Source organism: Agrobacterium sp. SORGH_AS 787 (assembly GCF_030819035.1).
Taxonomy (GTDB): Bacteria; Pseudomonadota; Alphaproteobacteria; order Rhizobiales; family Rhizobiaceae; genus Agrobacterium; species Agrobacterium larrymoorei_B.
This window is the reverse complement of record NZ_JAUTBG010000002.1, coordinates 1,130,535-1,144,369: the sequence shown is the minus strand read 5'-3', so window position 1 is coordinate 1,144,369 and position 13,835 is coordinate 1,130,535. Positions and strand designations below refer to the sequence as shown.

Below are 13,835 nucleotides of genomic sequence, written 5' to 3'. Positions count from 1 at the left end.
GCTGCCGGATCAAAAAACCGGCGGGCGCCTTGAAAGGAACCCGCCGGTCAAGATGTTAGCGGCGAATGCCCAAGGTACCGATCAGCTTCGAGTAACGGCCTTCGTCCTTCTTCTTCAGATAGTCGAGAAGCGAACGGCGGCTGGAAACCAGCGTGAGAAGACCACGACGAGAGTGGTTGTCCTTCTTGTGGCCCTTGAAGTGTTCGGTCAGGTTGTTGATCCGCTCGGTCAGGATTGCGACCTGAACTTCAGGCGAACCGGTGTCGCCTTCCTTCGTTGCATATTCCTTGATGAGGGCGGCTTTGCGCTCTGCAGTGATCGACATCGTAAGATCCTTTCTATTTTAAGGAAAACGGGTCGCCAAAGGCCGGGATGTCGTCCAGCGATGGCCATTCAATAGCAAAGGCAATGCCTAGCTGGCGCTGCCTATAAACCAATTGGCGGCTAAAGGAAAGAGGCGATGGACAGTCACGCCCCAAGGTGGGCTAAAGGAAGGACGGCCCGCCAACTCGTGTATCGCTATCACTCTTGACGGAAACTTGCAGAAAGCCAGTCGAGAAAGCGTTGCGTTGCCGGTGGCAAGCCTTCGAAACGGCGCGCGACGATGAAGAAGGCGCCAAAGGGCAGTGTCTGCCGGAAGGGGCGGATCAAGCGACCGGAGGACAGATATTCCTTTGCAAAGCGCTCTTCCAACAGAGCCACGCCTTGCCCGCGGAGTGCCGCCTGAAGCGTCATGCCCTCGTCGGTGTAGATCGGACCACGCGGATAAGAGGCAGAGAAAACACCGGCCATTTCGAACCAGCTTCGCCACATATCCCGGCTATCCTCATAGAGGAGAGGAAAGTTCAGCAAGTCGGCGGGCTGTTCCAGTCTTGCTTTACCCTCCAGCAATTCCGGCGATAGATAGGGCGCCATATGCACATCCATCAGGTGGCGGCTTTCCGACCTCGGCCAGTCGCTCCTCGTCAGGCTGTGGCGAATGGCGACGACAGACTCGTTATGGCGAAACTCCACCAGTCCGGACTCCGACTCCACCCGTAGATCGATCTCGGGATGGCCGCGCTGAAAATCCGAAAGATGCAGGGTGAGAAAGCAGGCGGCAAAGGAGGGTTCGGCATTGATGCTGACCACATCGCCGGTTTCTCTCTCCTGAATATCCGCAAGGCAATCGGACATGGCATCGAAGGAGGCTGTCACGACGCTCAGCAGGCGCGCACCGTCTTCGGTCAGCCGAATGGACCGGTGTCCGCGCTCGAACAGCGGCTGATCGAGCAACGCTTCAAGCTCGCGCACCTGGCGACTGATCGCAGCCTGCGAAATGCTGAGCTCATCGGCGGCCCTGGTAAAGCTCATGAGCCGTCCAGCAGCTTCGAAATTTCTGAGCGCCGTTAGGGGCAGACGACTGCGTTTCATGCATAACCTCAAGTCATATGAAGAGCACGATAATCTCGTTTGAACGCAAGGTGCAATCGCTTTTCAATAGATCTCGACAGCTTTGGCCCGGTGGCAACCGACCTGCTTCAGAGACAAGAGATTGAAACGACAGACATGGGTACCGTCATCGAAAGCGGACCCGTGAAGGATGCGTGATGCTTCGACAAATCATCGAGATTTTACGGGATATGCTACGGCTTGCCACGCTCCAGCCGCGTGAAAATGCCGACGGCCGAAGCGGTCGGCGGCATGATGATTGAGCGCGCCTCACGAGGCTGGCGCAGTCAGCGTGTCAGCCGAAGACACGCTTGGGGCGAAATTCGCCCTGGCCGATCTCGCCGATCGCAACCAGTTTGCCGCGCGCCGTCGCAGAGGCTTTCGATTCCTGTGTCGGCGCAGCAGAATGGGATTGCCCCATTTTCATGCGCTGGACCTAGTCATCATCGATGACGAGACGCGGCAGTGAGTAGAGCGCAGGCTTTTATTACAATAGCAGCACGCTATAGGTGCATACCGGCTCAGCTACCCAGCGCAATCAATATCGAATGGTGTAAAATTATGTAACTATAACAAATTAATAACTAAAAAGGAACTTACCCTACAAAATTGCAGAAAAAATCTTGGCGGTCAGTCGCAGAAGCCTTAACGCATAGTCGGCTTCATCCAGGAATATTGAGCGATTAGAATGTCACTTTTAGGAATAGATCTTGGAACCTCCAATTCTTTGATTTCATATTGGAATGGGGCGAACGCCGAGCTTATCCCGAACGCACTCGGTCATTATTTGACACCTTCCGCGGTTCATATTGCTGATGACGGCGAGAGCATTGTAGGGCAACCAGCCTTGGATCGATTGATCACCCATCCAGAAAGAACTGTTGCATCCTTTAAACGCTGGATGGGAACCGACCATCAGGTGAAACTCGGAGGAAAGCGATGGCGCGCTGAAGAGCTTTCTGCGATGGTGTTGAAAAGTCTCAAGGAGGATGCCGAGGTCCATCTGAACGAGAGTGTCAGAGACGTCGTCATCTCCGTTCCGGCCTACTTCAGCGATCCGCAGCGAAAAGCAACATTGAATTCTGCTCGTCTGGCCGGGCTGAACGTCACTCGTCTTATCAATGAACCTACTGCGGCTGCGCTTGCTCATGGGCTCGATGCTGAAAGTGACGGACAGTTTCTGGTGTTAGATCTTGGTGGAGGCACATTTGATGTGTCACTGTTGAACAGATTTGATGGGGTGATGGAGATCTGCGCTTCTTCCGGCGACTCTTCGTTAGGCGGCAACGACTTTCGGGACACTCTTGCCGCATTCCTCCTCAAGAGGCACGGCATTGAGTCCAAAACACTAACTGCGGAAGACAATGCGCGCCTCATCAAAGAGTCGACTGTTCTAAAAAACGGTCTGACCGATCGCGCACAGGGAGAATACCACTTTGATCTAGGCGGCATACGCTTCGATGGTCTGGTTACGCGACAAGAGCTTGAAGAAGCCTGGCAGCCACTCGTTAACCGCCTCCGCGCGCCAATCGAGCGCGTCATTCGCGATGCGGGCATTTCTCCGGCATTGATCGATCAAGTCGTTTTAGTCGGTGGCGCATCGCGCATGCCACTTCTAAAAACTCTCGCAACGCGCCTATTTGGCCGCTTTCCGCTACTTCATCCAAAGCCAGATCACGCGATCGCCATCGGGGCCGCCATCCAAGCGGCCCTTCATTCGCGCGATAAAGCCCTTGATGAAATCATCATGACAGATGTGTGTCCCTTCACTTTAGGAATCGCCGCAGAAGACCGTTCCTATAGGTCGAATGAACTGGTCATGTCGCCAATCATTGAGCGAAACGCGACTGTGCCGCAGAGTCGGGAGCAATTCTATTCAACCGTAACGGATCAGCAGAAGCGCATTGAAGTACAGGTTTACCAAGGAGAGAATTTTCGCCCCTCCCAGAATATCCTCATCGGCACGATCGACGTTCCGGTTCCACCCGGTAGAGCCGGCAGTCAGAGCGTAGGCGTCCGGTTCACCTATGATATCAACGGAGCTCTGGAAGTCGAGGTGCGCGTCCTATCAACGGGTGAGACTCATCGAAAGCTATTCAACAATCAATCTGGTTTGTCTGAAGCTGATCTGGAGCAACGCTTTCGAGAGCTCAGCAAGATCAAGACGGCACCTCGAGATCAGCAAGAGAATATTGCGCTTATCGCACGGGCAGAACGATTGTACGCAGAAACAATTGGGGAGGCCCGACAAGAAATCTCATCCCTTATCGTCGAATTCCTATCAAGCTTGGACAGCCAGCATGTCCGCGATGTGCAACCTCTTCGGGCTCGCTTCAGTCAACAACTGGACGCTTTTGAGACTGGCAGGGATAGTCCTCTATGACGGCGGATTGCTGGTCCCTGCTCGGGATTTACCCGACACAGGATGAGAGTGTCATCCGGAAAGCGTATGCGCGAAGATTGCGTGACTTTAGACCAGATGAGGATCCCGTGGGATTCCAAGCTCTGGTTGAAGCTCGGAAAGCTGCGCTTCTGGAGACTGAATGGCGCGCAAAACGCCAAGGGCGTGAACTCGGTGACGATGACCGAGACTTCAGATATGAGGTTGAGGAGCAACTTCGGTCAAGCATTTCGGCCAAAGATCAGTACGACTTGACGCCTGATCGCTATGCTTCTGCGGCACCTGACGAACCAGACCAGTTAAACCGACTCATCACCTCATTGGACCTGCTCGTCACCACCCTCCGACCAGTGGTGACGGAAGCGCCTGCAAGTCGCCTCTGGGTGGCCGATCCATGGACAAAGCTTTTCGATCAGGCTGCAAATGAATTGGATCTGGGGAGCCATGACGCATTCCTTCAGGTTGTCGCAACCAAGATCGATTGCCTGTTCCCACCATATGACCGCAAATACTTAACGAGCTTGGCCGATTATGGGGAGGGAAAGGGGATTGCAGCCGTCGCCAACGTGATCGAAGAACACGCGCGGTTCTCCGAGAGAGGGCCTTTTCTTTTCAATTACTGCAGTCGTGGTTCGGCCTATAACTATTTGGGGTGGGTGGATGTAGCTCGCGCAGGACGCAATATCCTCGATCGTCTAGCTGAAGGCAAAACCGCCTACTTTCGGGGAAATATCCCGATTTTTCCTGCCCATGAAGAGCCTAACGAAGTCGATGGATTCAATCTGTCGCGGTATTATCGTCACGCACTTGAACTCGGCCGATGGCCGATGTCCTTCAAACTCACACAATTTTTTCTGCCGTCCTACGCCGTCGCTCGCTCTTTCCATCGCCCGCTGGGTCTTCTTATGATCCTATTGACGCTCGCCGCGTTCATTTTAAGCTTCATGGCTAAGACGAGTACTGTCCTTTATGTGATGACAGCGTTTTTGTGCCCGTTAATCGCGGTCCGGATATATTTCGCAACGCAATTCAAAAAAATTTTACATTCTCCGTTTCGCAAAAAGAACGATATCAGCCGATAAATACCGGATATGGGATCCGTTACTCAGGTTCTCCTATCAAAATTCGAATGTTTCTTGGAAGAGCGATCTTTCATCCCGTGCATCGATGCCGGTGGAATTGTTCATCGTTGTTATAATATTGATCAATGTAGTTGTATCTTACGTCGCTATTTGGCGAGAAGGTCCCTTATACGCGAAGCCTGCGGAGCAGATCGTCGTCGATACAGTGCTTTTTGCATTGGACAGGTCGACGAAGAGCCCTGACTTTTACTATTCTCACTTCTTTGACGTGTTCTCCCAAATTCGCTCGGGAGAAGCAGACGGTTTTCCACTCAGAGTACTGGGTGGCGGTGTCAACGCAGGAGAATTGCCAAACAAGCTCTGGTTGCCGCAAGTGATGGGAGCACGTAGACGCCTTGAGGCCTCTCTCACCGGCCAGCAACAATTCGATGAACGTCTACTCGGAGTTCGCGAAAATCGCGATAAGAAACTAAACGCACTCTATTTCTTATACCAGGCCGGAGACCCCGCCTTAAGAGTTTCCATCGAAGAAACCTTGTTACTCTTTACCGGCGTCATGCATCCACCATACGATGAGGAGTCAGCACACTGGCAGCGAACATTGTGGAAAATTGTTCCTCCGCGTCAGCCTTACGAGTTGTCTCCCTCCGAGGTTGAGCTTTTTCACAGCAAGGCTCTTCAGCGCTTCATTTCCATGGTGGGAACGCGCACTTCCAACATCTCCGATACACAGATTCTTACACAGCTCCGATTTTTGCTGAGTGCGAAAAGTTCGGACCTGATTGCGAAAATCTCCCTGAAAGAGTTCAAGCCTATCCCGGATGCTGGTCTCAGCCAAATCACTATCCCCGACACAAACCTCCCGTCGGATAGGCTCTTGAGGGCTCTTTTGAAGGGCCATATTCCTGACATTGGTCATCATGGCATATTCCAAGGCGTGCGTGGAGAAACCCTGCCTTCTGAAATCGCGCATATCCAGAATATCGATGTGTCGACGGCCCGCAAAGTATATTTCGAAACAGCCTCGTCCCTCTTATCGAAGGGAAGTCCAGCGTTCGTACTTGACGTTTTGAACGCCTCCTTGGCCGACATTCCAAGTCGGTTTCATCCAGGCACGGCGGATTTCTGGATCAGCGGCGCTATTAACCTAGTAAAGGCGGTAACTGAAAACGCGGAGTTCGATCGAACGAAAGGTTACTATTTTACGACTGAGAATGAGGATGTAAAAATTCTGGCGAGGCAGATCATTGAGGGCCGCTTTTAAAGCGTATTGCGCAAAAGGGGGGGCGGTTTCGTCGGGCACACTTCTGACGACATTGGAAGGCTGGCGACGAAGATGGTCGCCAGCGCGCAGGTGATATGTATCTAGAGCATTTCCAGCAAAAGTGTAATCGGTTTTGCGTCCGGAAATGCGGAAGAACAAAGAGTTAGAGGGGTGAAGGTGAACCCGTGTTCACCGGAACTGCTCTAATGAGGCGCTGGCGTTGTCAGCCGAAGACGCGCTTCGGTCGGAATTCGCCCTGGCCGATCTCGCCGATCGCAACCAGTTTGCCGCGCGCCGTCGCATAGGCTTCCGATTCCTGCGTCGGCGCATCGCGTCCACGCAGCAGGATCGGATTGCCCATCTTCAGGCGGTGCGCCTGGTCATCATTGATGATGAGGTGCGGCAGCGAGGAGAGCGCTTCGGACGTGTCGATAAGATAGGCATCGAGGGCAGCAAGGCGCTCGTCGCGGTCTTCGATGGTTTCCAGCTCTGTGAGCTTCTCCAGCGGCACCATCGCGTCTTCCGCGAAAGGTGCGACCATGGCGCGGCGGAGCTCGGAGATGAAGCCGTAGCATCCGAGATCACGGCCCATGTCGCGCGCCAGCGCACGGACATAGGTGCCTTTGCCGCATTCCACTTCGAAATGCGCGGTGTTCTCATCCGGACAGGCCAAAAGCGTCAGGCGATGAACCTCGACCTCGCGGGCCGGGATTTCCACGACTTCGCCTTCGCGTGCCAGATCATAGGCACGCTCACCGGCGATCTTGATGGCAGAGAACTGCGGTGGCGTCTGGAGGATCGTGCCGGTGTATTTCGGCAGCAGATCGCGGATAGCCTGCTCGCTCGGACGATTGTCCGAAGCGTTGAGAACCTCGCCCTCCATATCGTCGGTGGTGCGTTCTTCACCCCAGCTGACGGTGAACTCATAGATCTTGCGGCCATCCATGACGTAGGGGACGGTTTTTGTGGCGTCACCCAGCGCGATCGGCAGCATGCCCGAGGCGAGGGGATCGAGCGTACCGGCGTGGCCAGCCTTCTGCGCGTTGAAAAGCCATTTGATCTTGGAGACGGCCTCGGTGGAGCCGAAATCGAACGGCTTGTCGAGGATGAGCCAGCCGGAAACCGGGCGGCCCTTGGGTTTGCGTGGTTTGGACATTCTTCAGTTCTGTTCGTCGTCTTTTTCGTTGGAAGATCCAAGATCGCGCTGCACTTCCGGAGAGCGCAGCAGGGCGTCGATCTTCTGATAATTGTCGAAGCTGGTATCGTCGCGGAAGCGGACTTCCGGAACGTATTTCATCTGGCGCAGCTGGGGGCCCAGCCGGCCGCGGATAAATTTCGCATGCCGGTTCAAGGCATCAATGCTGTCGGTATGGTCGGCAACGCCAAGCGGCGTGACGTAGGCGGTGGCGATCTTGAGATCGGGAGACATGCGCACTTCCGAAATGGAAATCACGGTCTTTTCCAGAAGATCGTCACGCACTTCGCCGCGCTGGAGAATTTGCGTCAAAGCCGCGCGAACCTGCTCGCCGACGCGCAGCATCCGTTGTGAAGGGGCTGATGAAGTTGCTTTTGCCATTGTTATTCTTGCCTCAGCAAAATGGAGGAAGACAGTCGGATCGCTTCGCAGCTATCCAACGTCGGTTCCAGCACTCTCGGCTGAAGGCCGCTTGCGACCCTCTTGTCGGAGTATCTTAAAATTCAGCGAGCGCCGGTTAGCCAGCGCTCGCTCTTAAAGTTCTATAGTCAGGCAGAGCGCTTAGAGCGTTCTGGTAATATGCTCGACGCGGAAGCACTCGATCGTGTCGCCAGCGCGAATGTCTTCGTAGTTCTCGAAGGCCATACCGCATTCCTGGCCGACCGGCACTTCGCTGACTTCGTCCTTGAAGCGCTTGAGCGTCTTGAGCTTGCCTTCGTGGATGACGACGTTGTCGCGAACCAGACGAACGCCTGCACCACGCTCCACCTTGCCTTCGACGACACGGCAACCGGCGACCTTGCCGACCTTGGTGATGTTGAAGACTTCGAGGATCTCGGCATTGCCGAGGAAGGTCTCGCGACGTTCCGGCGACAGAAGACCGGACATGGCTGCCTTCACGTCATCCACCAGATCGTAGATGATGTTGTAGTAGCGGATCTCGATGCCGGCACGCTCAGAGGCCGTACGCGCCTGGGCATTGGCACGAACGTTGAAGCCGATGATCGCAGCGTTGGAGGCTTCTGCGAGAGACACATCCGATTCCGTGATCGCACCAGCGCCCGAATGGACGATGCGCGCGCGCACTTCGTCGGTGCCGAGCTTTTCGAGCGATGCGATAATCGCTTCGACGGAGCCCTGCACGTCGGCCTTGATGACCAGCGGGAATTCCTTCATGCCGGACGTCTGTAGCTGGCTCATCATCTGCTCGAGAGAACCGCGCTGGCCGGTCTGGCGAGCAACGGCCTTGTCACGGGCAAGACGCTGACGATATTCGGAAATCTCGCGAGCGCGGCTTTCGCTTTCGACGACGGCGAAACGGTCACCGGCAGACGGCGTGCCGGACAGGCCGAGAATTTCGACCGGCATGGCAGGACCCGCTTCCTTGACGTGTTCGCCCTTGTCGTTGACGAGAGCACGGACACGACCCCACTGATCACCGGCAACGATGATCTGGCCAGGCCTCAGCGTACCCTTCTGGACGAGAACGGTCGCAACCGCACCACGACCACGGTCGAGTTCGGCTTCGATAACCGTGCCTTCCGCCGTACGGGTCGGGTCCGCCTTCAGGTCGAGAATTTCGGACTGCAGCAGGATGGCTTCGAGCAGCTTGTCGAGGCCGAGCTTCTTCTTGGCCGAGACTTCCACGTCGAGGACTTCACCGCCCATGGATTCGACGAAGACTTCGTGCTGAAGCAGCTGCTGGCGAACCTTTTCAGGGTTGGCCTCATGCTTGTCGATCTTGTTGATCGCCACGATGATCGGCACGCCGGCCGCCTTGGCGTGGTTGATCGATTCAATCGTCTGCGGCATCACGCTGTCGTCAGCCGCAACCACCAGGATGGCGATGTCGGTTGCCTGCGCACCGCGGGCACGCATGGCCGTGAAGGCGGCGTGGCCGGGGGTGTCGATGAAGGTGATCTTCTGACCGTTCTGCTCAACCTGATAGGCACCGATGTGCTGGGTGATGCCGCCGGCTTCGCCAGCAACCACATTTGCCTGACGGATGGCGTCGAGCAGCGAGGTCTTGCCGTGGTCGACGTGACCCATGATGGTGACGACCGGAGGACGCGAAACCATGTCGCCAGCAACGTCGGCGACATTGAAGATGCCTTCTTCAATATCGGATTCCGACACGCGCTTGACGGTGTGGCCGAATTCGCCGGCAATCAGTTCAGCCAGATCGGCGTCGATGACGTCGCCCGGCTTCATCATCTGGCCTTCCTTCATCAGGTACTTGATGACGTCCACCGCACGTTCTGACATGCGCTGCGACAGTTCCTGAATGGTGATGGTCTCCGGCAGGATGACTTCGCGGGAAATCTTCTCGCGGGTTTCCTGCATCTGGCTGCGGCGGAACTTTTCCTGACGGCGGCGCATGGAAGCCAGCGAACGGCCGCGCTGTGCGCCTTCTTCGTCAAGGTTCGAGGTAACCGTCAGCTTGCCGCGGCGACGCTCTTCTTCCGTCTTCAGGCGGGCAGCAGGCTTTGCGGGTGCAGGTACCGGGGCCTTGCCACGCATCGGCATGCCGGTGCGGCGTGCGCCACGATCGTCCTCGTCATCCTTTTCGGTGCGGCGTGCGCCTGGAACGCCACGGCCGGGCATGTCCGGTGCAGGCGCAGGCGCGGCTGCTGCCGGCGACGGACGCGTGGACTGCGGACGAACGTCACGGCGCACAGGCTGCTGTGCGGCGGTCGTTGCCGGACGCGCTTCAGGCTGTTCTGCTCTTGCAGGCGCTTCATTTTCAGCAGCCTTCGCAGCGGCCGCTTCTTCGGCGGCGCGACGGGCTGCTTCTTCCTTCTCAGCGGCAATGCGGCGTTCTTCTTCCACCTTGCGGCGGGCTTCGTCTTCGGCGCGCTGCTTGGCTTCGACGACATCACGCGCCTGAGCTTCCATCAGAGCGCGGCGGCGCGCTTCCATTTCACCGGCCGAGAGATCGTGCAGCACATTGCCGCGCGGACGATCCTGTTGGCGCGGCTGAGCCGATGGCTGCGGACGCTGCTGGTTGTGGGTCTGGTGGACGCGAGGTGCTGGCTGAGCCGGCTGTGGGCGCGGCTGAGCCGGTGCGGCCGGCGCTGCTGGGCGCGGCTGCTGGGCAACCGGTGCTGCTGGTGCACCAGCCTGCTTCTCGTCTTCAGGACGCATGGGGCGACGCTTGCGTGTTTCCACGACGACTGCGTTGGTGCGACCACGACCCATGTCCTGACGCACGGTACCCTGGTTCAACCCGCCCGGCTTGAGGGTGAGAGTCTTCTTGGGTTGTGCGTTGAGTGTCTTGTCGTCGTTGTTATCGGTCATTCCGTTCCCGTTCCTACAGACGAGAGCCGGATGACACCATCAGGCCCTGTCTTTCAATAGCTGCATCCGAACGCGGCGGCCGGTGTTGTCCGATAACCGCGTCATTGTCGTTCCGTCCGGGCAGCGCCAATGTCCGCTAGAGCTTTTTCGCCATGGCGATATCGCTCGAGCATCTTTGCGCGCTTCACTACACCCTCACCCGCCTGTCCCGCAAGCGCGCAGGCATGGATAAAAGCATTCTGGCCCATTCGTTCGTCCATTTCGGCCCCGGTGAAGAGCTTGAAGGACGGTATTTCATCGGCACCCGTACCGAGTGCCCAGGCCTTGCGAGCCTGATCCAGTTTGCGGACGCCATCGGCGGCGGCATCGGTGGCATGGAAGACCGCCAGCGCCTGTCCCGAACGGACGGCCGCATCGACCTTCATTGCGCCGCTGATGAACTGGCCCGCCTTGCGCGCCATGGTCATCATGCCCGTCACTTGCTGCGCCATCAGCCGGTCCAGCATCTCAAGAAGATCCGGTCCAGCCTTGACGTCCGTCTTCAAGGCGCGCGCAAAGAGCTTCTTCGCGATTGCCTTTTCCACCAGGGCCCGGTCGGCTGTCACCCAGCAACCGCGCCCCGGCAATTGGCGTTTCAGGTCCGGCACGATGGTGCCGTCCGGGCCTGCGACGAAGCGGATCAGCTCATCTGGCGATCCGCTCTGTCGTGTCACAATGCACATACGTCCATTGACGTTGCCTTCTGCCAGATCCTCGTCGGATCCGGCGTCCGGTTCATGCGCTTGCGAAATCATTCCTCAACGGCGGTATCCGCCTCCTCGGCAGCCTGCTGTTCAGCAGCCAGTTCTTCCTCGGTGATCCAGCCCGCCAGAAGGCGCGCCTGCAGCACCATGTTTTCGGCTTCGACGCGCGACACGTCGAGCTTGGAGAAGATGCCGTCGAACTTCTTGGTCTCGCCATCCTTGCGCTCGGTCCAGCCGACGAGATCGTCTGCCGCACAGCCGGCAAAATCCTCGATCGTCTTAATGCCGTCTTCGCCGAGAGCCACCATCATCTGCGATGTCAGGCCGTCGATCTGGCGCAGCTCATCGGCTACGCCGAGTTCCTTGCGCTTGGCATCCATTTCCGCTTCGACGCGGTCGAGATATTCCTTGGCGCGCGTCTGGATTTCGACGGCGGTGTCTTCATCGAAGCCGTCGATAGAGGAGATTTCATCCAGCTCGACATAGGCCAGTTCTTCGACCTGGGCGAAGCCTTCCGATGCCAGAACCTGGCCGACCATCTCGTCGACGTCGAGCGCTTCCATGAAGAGGTTGGTGCGCTCGTTGAATTCCTTCTGACGGCGCTCGGACTCTTCCTGCTCCGTCATGATGTCGATGTCCCAGCCGGTCAGCTGAGAAGCGAGGCGAACGTTCTGACCGCGACGACCAATCGCAAGCGACAGCTGCTCGTCGGGAACGACCACTTCGATACGCTCGGACTCTTCGTCCAGAACGACCTTCGCCACTTCCGCAGGCTGCAGCGCGTTGACGATGAAGCTTGCAGGCTCCTGGCTCCACGGAATGATGTCGATCTTTTCGCCCTGAAGCTCACCGACCACGGCCTGAACGCGCGAACCGCGCATACCGACGCAGGCGCCGACCGGATCGATCGAGCTGTCATTGGAGATAACGGCGATCTTGGCGCGCGAACCCGGATCACGGGCAACCGACTTGATCTGGATGATGCCGTCGTAGATTTCCGGCACTTCCATGGTGAAGAGCTTGACCATGAACTGCGGATGGGTACGCGACAGGAAAATCTGCGGGCCGCGCTGTTCGCGACGAACGTCGTAGACATAAGCGCGGACGCGATCGCCATAACGCAGGTTTTCGCGCGGGATCATCTCGTCACGACGGATAATGCCTTCGCCGCGGCCGAGATCGACGATGACGTTGCCATATTCGACGCGCTTGACCGTACCGTTGATGATTTCGCCGATGCGATCCTTGAACTCATCGAACTGGCGATCACGCTCGGCTTCACGCACCTTCTGAACGATGACCTGCTTGGCGGACTGTGCGGCGATACGGCCGAAATCCATTGGCGGCAGCGGATCGGCAATGAAGTCGCCGAGCTTTGCATCCGGGTTACGGTCGCGTGCCAGTTCCAGCGGGATCTGGGTCGAATAATCTTCGGCCTTGTCCACCACTTCCAGAAGACGCTGAAGGCGGATTTCGCCGGTCTTGGAGTTGATATCGGCGCGGATGTTGGTCTCGGAACCGTAACGCGAACGGGCGGCCTTCTGGATGGCATCGGCCATTGCGGCAAGCACGATCTCGCGGTCGATGACCTTTTCGCGCGCCACAGCATCGGCGATCTGCAGAAGCTCAAGCCGGTTAGCACTCACTGCCATTTTTCTGTCTCCGTAAGTCGCATGTTTGCGTTGGGAAAGAGCCCCGAAGGGTCTCTCAAAAAATCAATCTTCGTCTGCTTCTTCGTTCTGGTTAGCAGCAGCGGCCTTGGCCAGCTTGTCCGCCTTCAGCGCGTCACGAATAAGGTCATCGGTCAAAACCAGCTTGGCATCGGACAGCGTATTGAACGGGATCGTGACAACCGGCTCTTCGCCATAACCGATCTGGTCGCGCTCAAGCTTGAAGCTATCCGCATCGACTTCCGCAATCTTGCCACGGAAGCGCTTGCGATTATCCACCAGGATCGAAGTCTCGACCTTGACGAGATGTCCCTGCCACCGGACAAAATCGGACTTGCGAACCATCGGACGGTCGATGCCGGGCGAGGACACTTCCAGATGATACGCCTTTTCGACGGGATCTTCCACATCGAGAACCGGCGAAATAGCCATGGACACGGCTTCGCAGTCCTGCACGGTCATGGTGCCGTCTTCACGCTCGGCCATGATCTGCAGCGTCGAGCCATTCTGGCTGGAAAGCCGGACCCTGACAAGCACGAAACCCATTCCGGTCAGAATCGGCTCAATGATCTCGGCGATCCGCTGATCGATGCCTGTTTCGGTTATCAGTCTGGGTTCGGCTGCTGCCATTATGCTCTTCCGGTGTTCTTTACGCGGAACATCTGCTCCGGTTTGACAATCCGCCTAACGAAAAAGAGCGGGGCCTTGGGGACCCCACTCTTCATCAGACGATCAAGAATTTGAACGGGGAT

Annotated in this window: 11 protein-coding genes and 1 pseudogene; 3 read left to right on the top strand and 9 right to left on the bottom strand. The window is 57.0% G+C overall.

Features of this window, described 5'->3' with window-relative positions; all coding sequences use genetic code 11:
• Nucleotides 1-55: 55 nt before the first annotated feature.
• From rpsO to truB (QE435_RS14780), 3 genes and pseudogenes are all read right to left on the bottom strand, one after another.
• Entirely contained in the window at nt 56-325 is a 270-nt protein-coding gene (gene rpsO / locus QE435_RS14790; protein ID WP_062427177.1) for a 30S ribosomal protein S15, read from the bottom strand.
• A 197-nt stretch (nt 326-522) separates the two neighbouring features.
• Nucleotides 523-1,353: a LysR substrate-binding domain-containing protein gene (locus tag QE435_RS14785; RefSeq protein ID WP_349041831.1), complete on the bottom strand. Its 831-nt coding sequence runs from the start codon at nt 1,351-1,353 to the stop codon at nt 523-525.
• 373 nt (nt 1,354-1,726) lie between these two features.
• Nucleotides 1,727-1,909: pseudogene (truB, locus tag QE435_RS14780) on the bottom strand (tRNA pseudouridine(55) synthase TruB); the annotation flags it as partial.
• A 210-nt stretch (nt 1,910-2,119) separates the two neighbouring features.
• Here truB (QE435_RS14780) and QE435_RS14775 point away from each other — a divergent pair.
• From QE435_RS14775 to QE435_RS14765, 3 genes are all read left to right on the top strand, one after another.
• Nucleotides 2,120-3,814, top strand: coding sequence for an Hsp70 family protein (locus QE435_RS14775; RefSeq protein ID WP_349041830.1), 1,695 nt, complete (start codon nt 2,120-2,122; stop codon nt 3,812-3,814).
• A complete protein-coding gene (locus QE435_RS14770; protein ID WP_349041829.1) occupies nt 3,811-4,914 on the top strand; it encodes a hypothetical protein in 1,104 nt (367 codons plus the stop codon). Before QE435_RS14775 ends, QE435_RS14770 begins: the two co-directional genes overlap by 4 nt.
• An 85-nt stretch (nt 4,915-4,999) precedes the next feature.
• A complete protein-coding gene (locus QE435_RS14765) occupies nt 5,000-6,178 on the top strand; it encodes a hypothetical protein (RefSeq protein WP_349041828.1) in 1,179 nt (392 codons plus the stop codon).
• A 223-nt stretch (nt 6,179-6,401) separates the two neighbouring features.
• Here the strand turns inward: QE435_RS14765 and truB (QE435_RS14760) are convergent, their stop codons facing one another.
• From truB (QE435_RS14760) to rimP, 6 genes are all read right to left on the bottom strand, one after another.
• Nucleotides 6,402-7,334 carry a tRNA pseudouridine(55) synthase TruB gene (gene truB, locus QE435_RS14760; RefSeq protein WP_309772191.1) on the bottom strand — a complete coding sequence of 311 codons (933 nt, stop codon included), beginning with the start codon at nt 7,332-7,334 and terminating at the stop codon, nt 6,402-6,404.
• Nucleotides 7,335-7,337: 3 nt separating this feature from the next.
• Nucleotides 7,338-7,754 (bottom strand): 30S ribosome-binding factor RbfA, encoded by a 417-nt coding sequence (rbfA, locus tag QE435_RS14755; protein WP_306930548.1) that lies wholly within the window; start codon nt 7,752-7,754, stop codon nt 7,338-7,340.
• A gap of 180 nt (nt 7,755-7,934) precedes the next feature.
• Complete coding sequence (gene infB / locus QE435_RS14750) at nt 7,935-10,670, bottom strand: translation initiation factor IF-2 (protein ID WP_349041827.1); 2,736 nt, start codon at nt 10,668-10,670, stop codon at nt 7,935-7,937.
• A 101-nt stretch (nt 10,671-10,771) separates the two neighbouring features.
• Nucleotides 10,772-11,464, bottom strand: a complete 693-nt coding sequence (locus tag QE435_RS14745; RefSeq protein ID WP_309772188.1) for an RNA-binding protein — start codon at nt 11,462-11,464, stop codon at nt 10,772-10,774.
• The gene (gene nusA / locus QE435_RS14740; RefSeq protein ID WP_062427183.1) at nt 11,461-13,065 is read right to left on the bottom strand and encodes a transcription termination factor NusA; all 1,605 of its coding nucleotides are present in this window, start codon (nt 13,063-13,065) and stop codon (nt 11,461-11,463) included. The genes QE435_RS14745 and nusA overlap by 4 nt, the downstream gene beginning before the upstream one ends.
• A 63-nt stretch (nt 13,066-13,128) precedes the next feature.
• Nucleotides 13,129-13,713, bottom strand: a complete 585-nt coding sequence (rimP, locus tag QE435_RS14735; protein WP_309772187.1) for a ribosome maturation factor RimP — start codon at nt 13,711-13,713, stop codon at nt 13,129-13,131.
• Nucleotides 13,714-13,835: the final 122 nt, after the last annotated feature.

Bases quoted from the DNA above. Each gene is read 5' to 3' on its own strand.
- rpsO (WP_062427177.1), bottom strand. From the start codon at position 325: ATGTCGATCACTGCAGAGCGCAAAGCCGCCCTCATCAAGGAATATGCA.
- QE435_RS14785 (WP_349041831.1), bottom strand. From the start codon at position 1,353: ATGAGCTTTACCAGGGCCGCCGATGAGCTCAGCATTTCGCAGGCTGCG.
- QE435_RS14775 (WP_349041830.1), top strand. From the start codon at position 2,120: ATGTCACTTTTAGGAATAGATCTTGGAACCTCCAATTCTTTGATTTCA.
- QE435_RS14770 (WP_349041829.1), top strand. From the start codon at position 3,811: ATGACGGCGGATTGCTGGTCCCTGCTCGGGATTTACCCGACACAGGAT.
- QE435_RS14765 (WP_349041828.1), top strand. From the start codon at position 5,000: ATGCCGGTGGAATTGTTCATCGTTGTTATAATATTGATCAATGTAGTT.
- truB (WP_309772191.1), bottom strand. From the start codon at position 7,334: ATGTCCAAACCACGCAAACCCAAGGGCCGCCCGGTTTCCGGCTGGCTC.
- rbfA (WP_306930548.1), bottom strand. From the start codon at position 7,754: ATGGCAAAAGCAACTTCATCAGCCCCTTCACAACGGATGCTGCGCGTC.
- infB (WP_349041827.1), bottom strand. From the start codon at position 10,670: ATGACCGATAACAACGACGACAAGACACTCAACGCACAACCCAAGAAG.
- QE435_RS14745 (WP_309772188.1), bottom strand. From the start codon at position 11,464: ATGATTTCGCAAGCGCATGAACCGGACGCCGGATCCGACGAGGATCTG.
- nusA (WP_062427183.1), bottom strand. From the start codon at position 13,065: ATGGCAGTGAGTGCTAACCGGCTTGAGCTTCTGCAGATCGCCGATGCT.
- rimP (WP_309772187.1), bottom strand. From the start codon at position 13,713: ATGGCAGCAGCCGAACCCAGACTGATAACCGAAACAGGCATCGATCAG.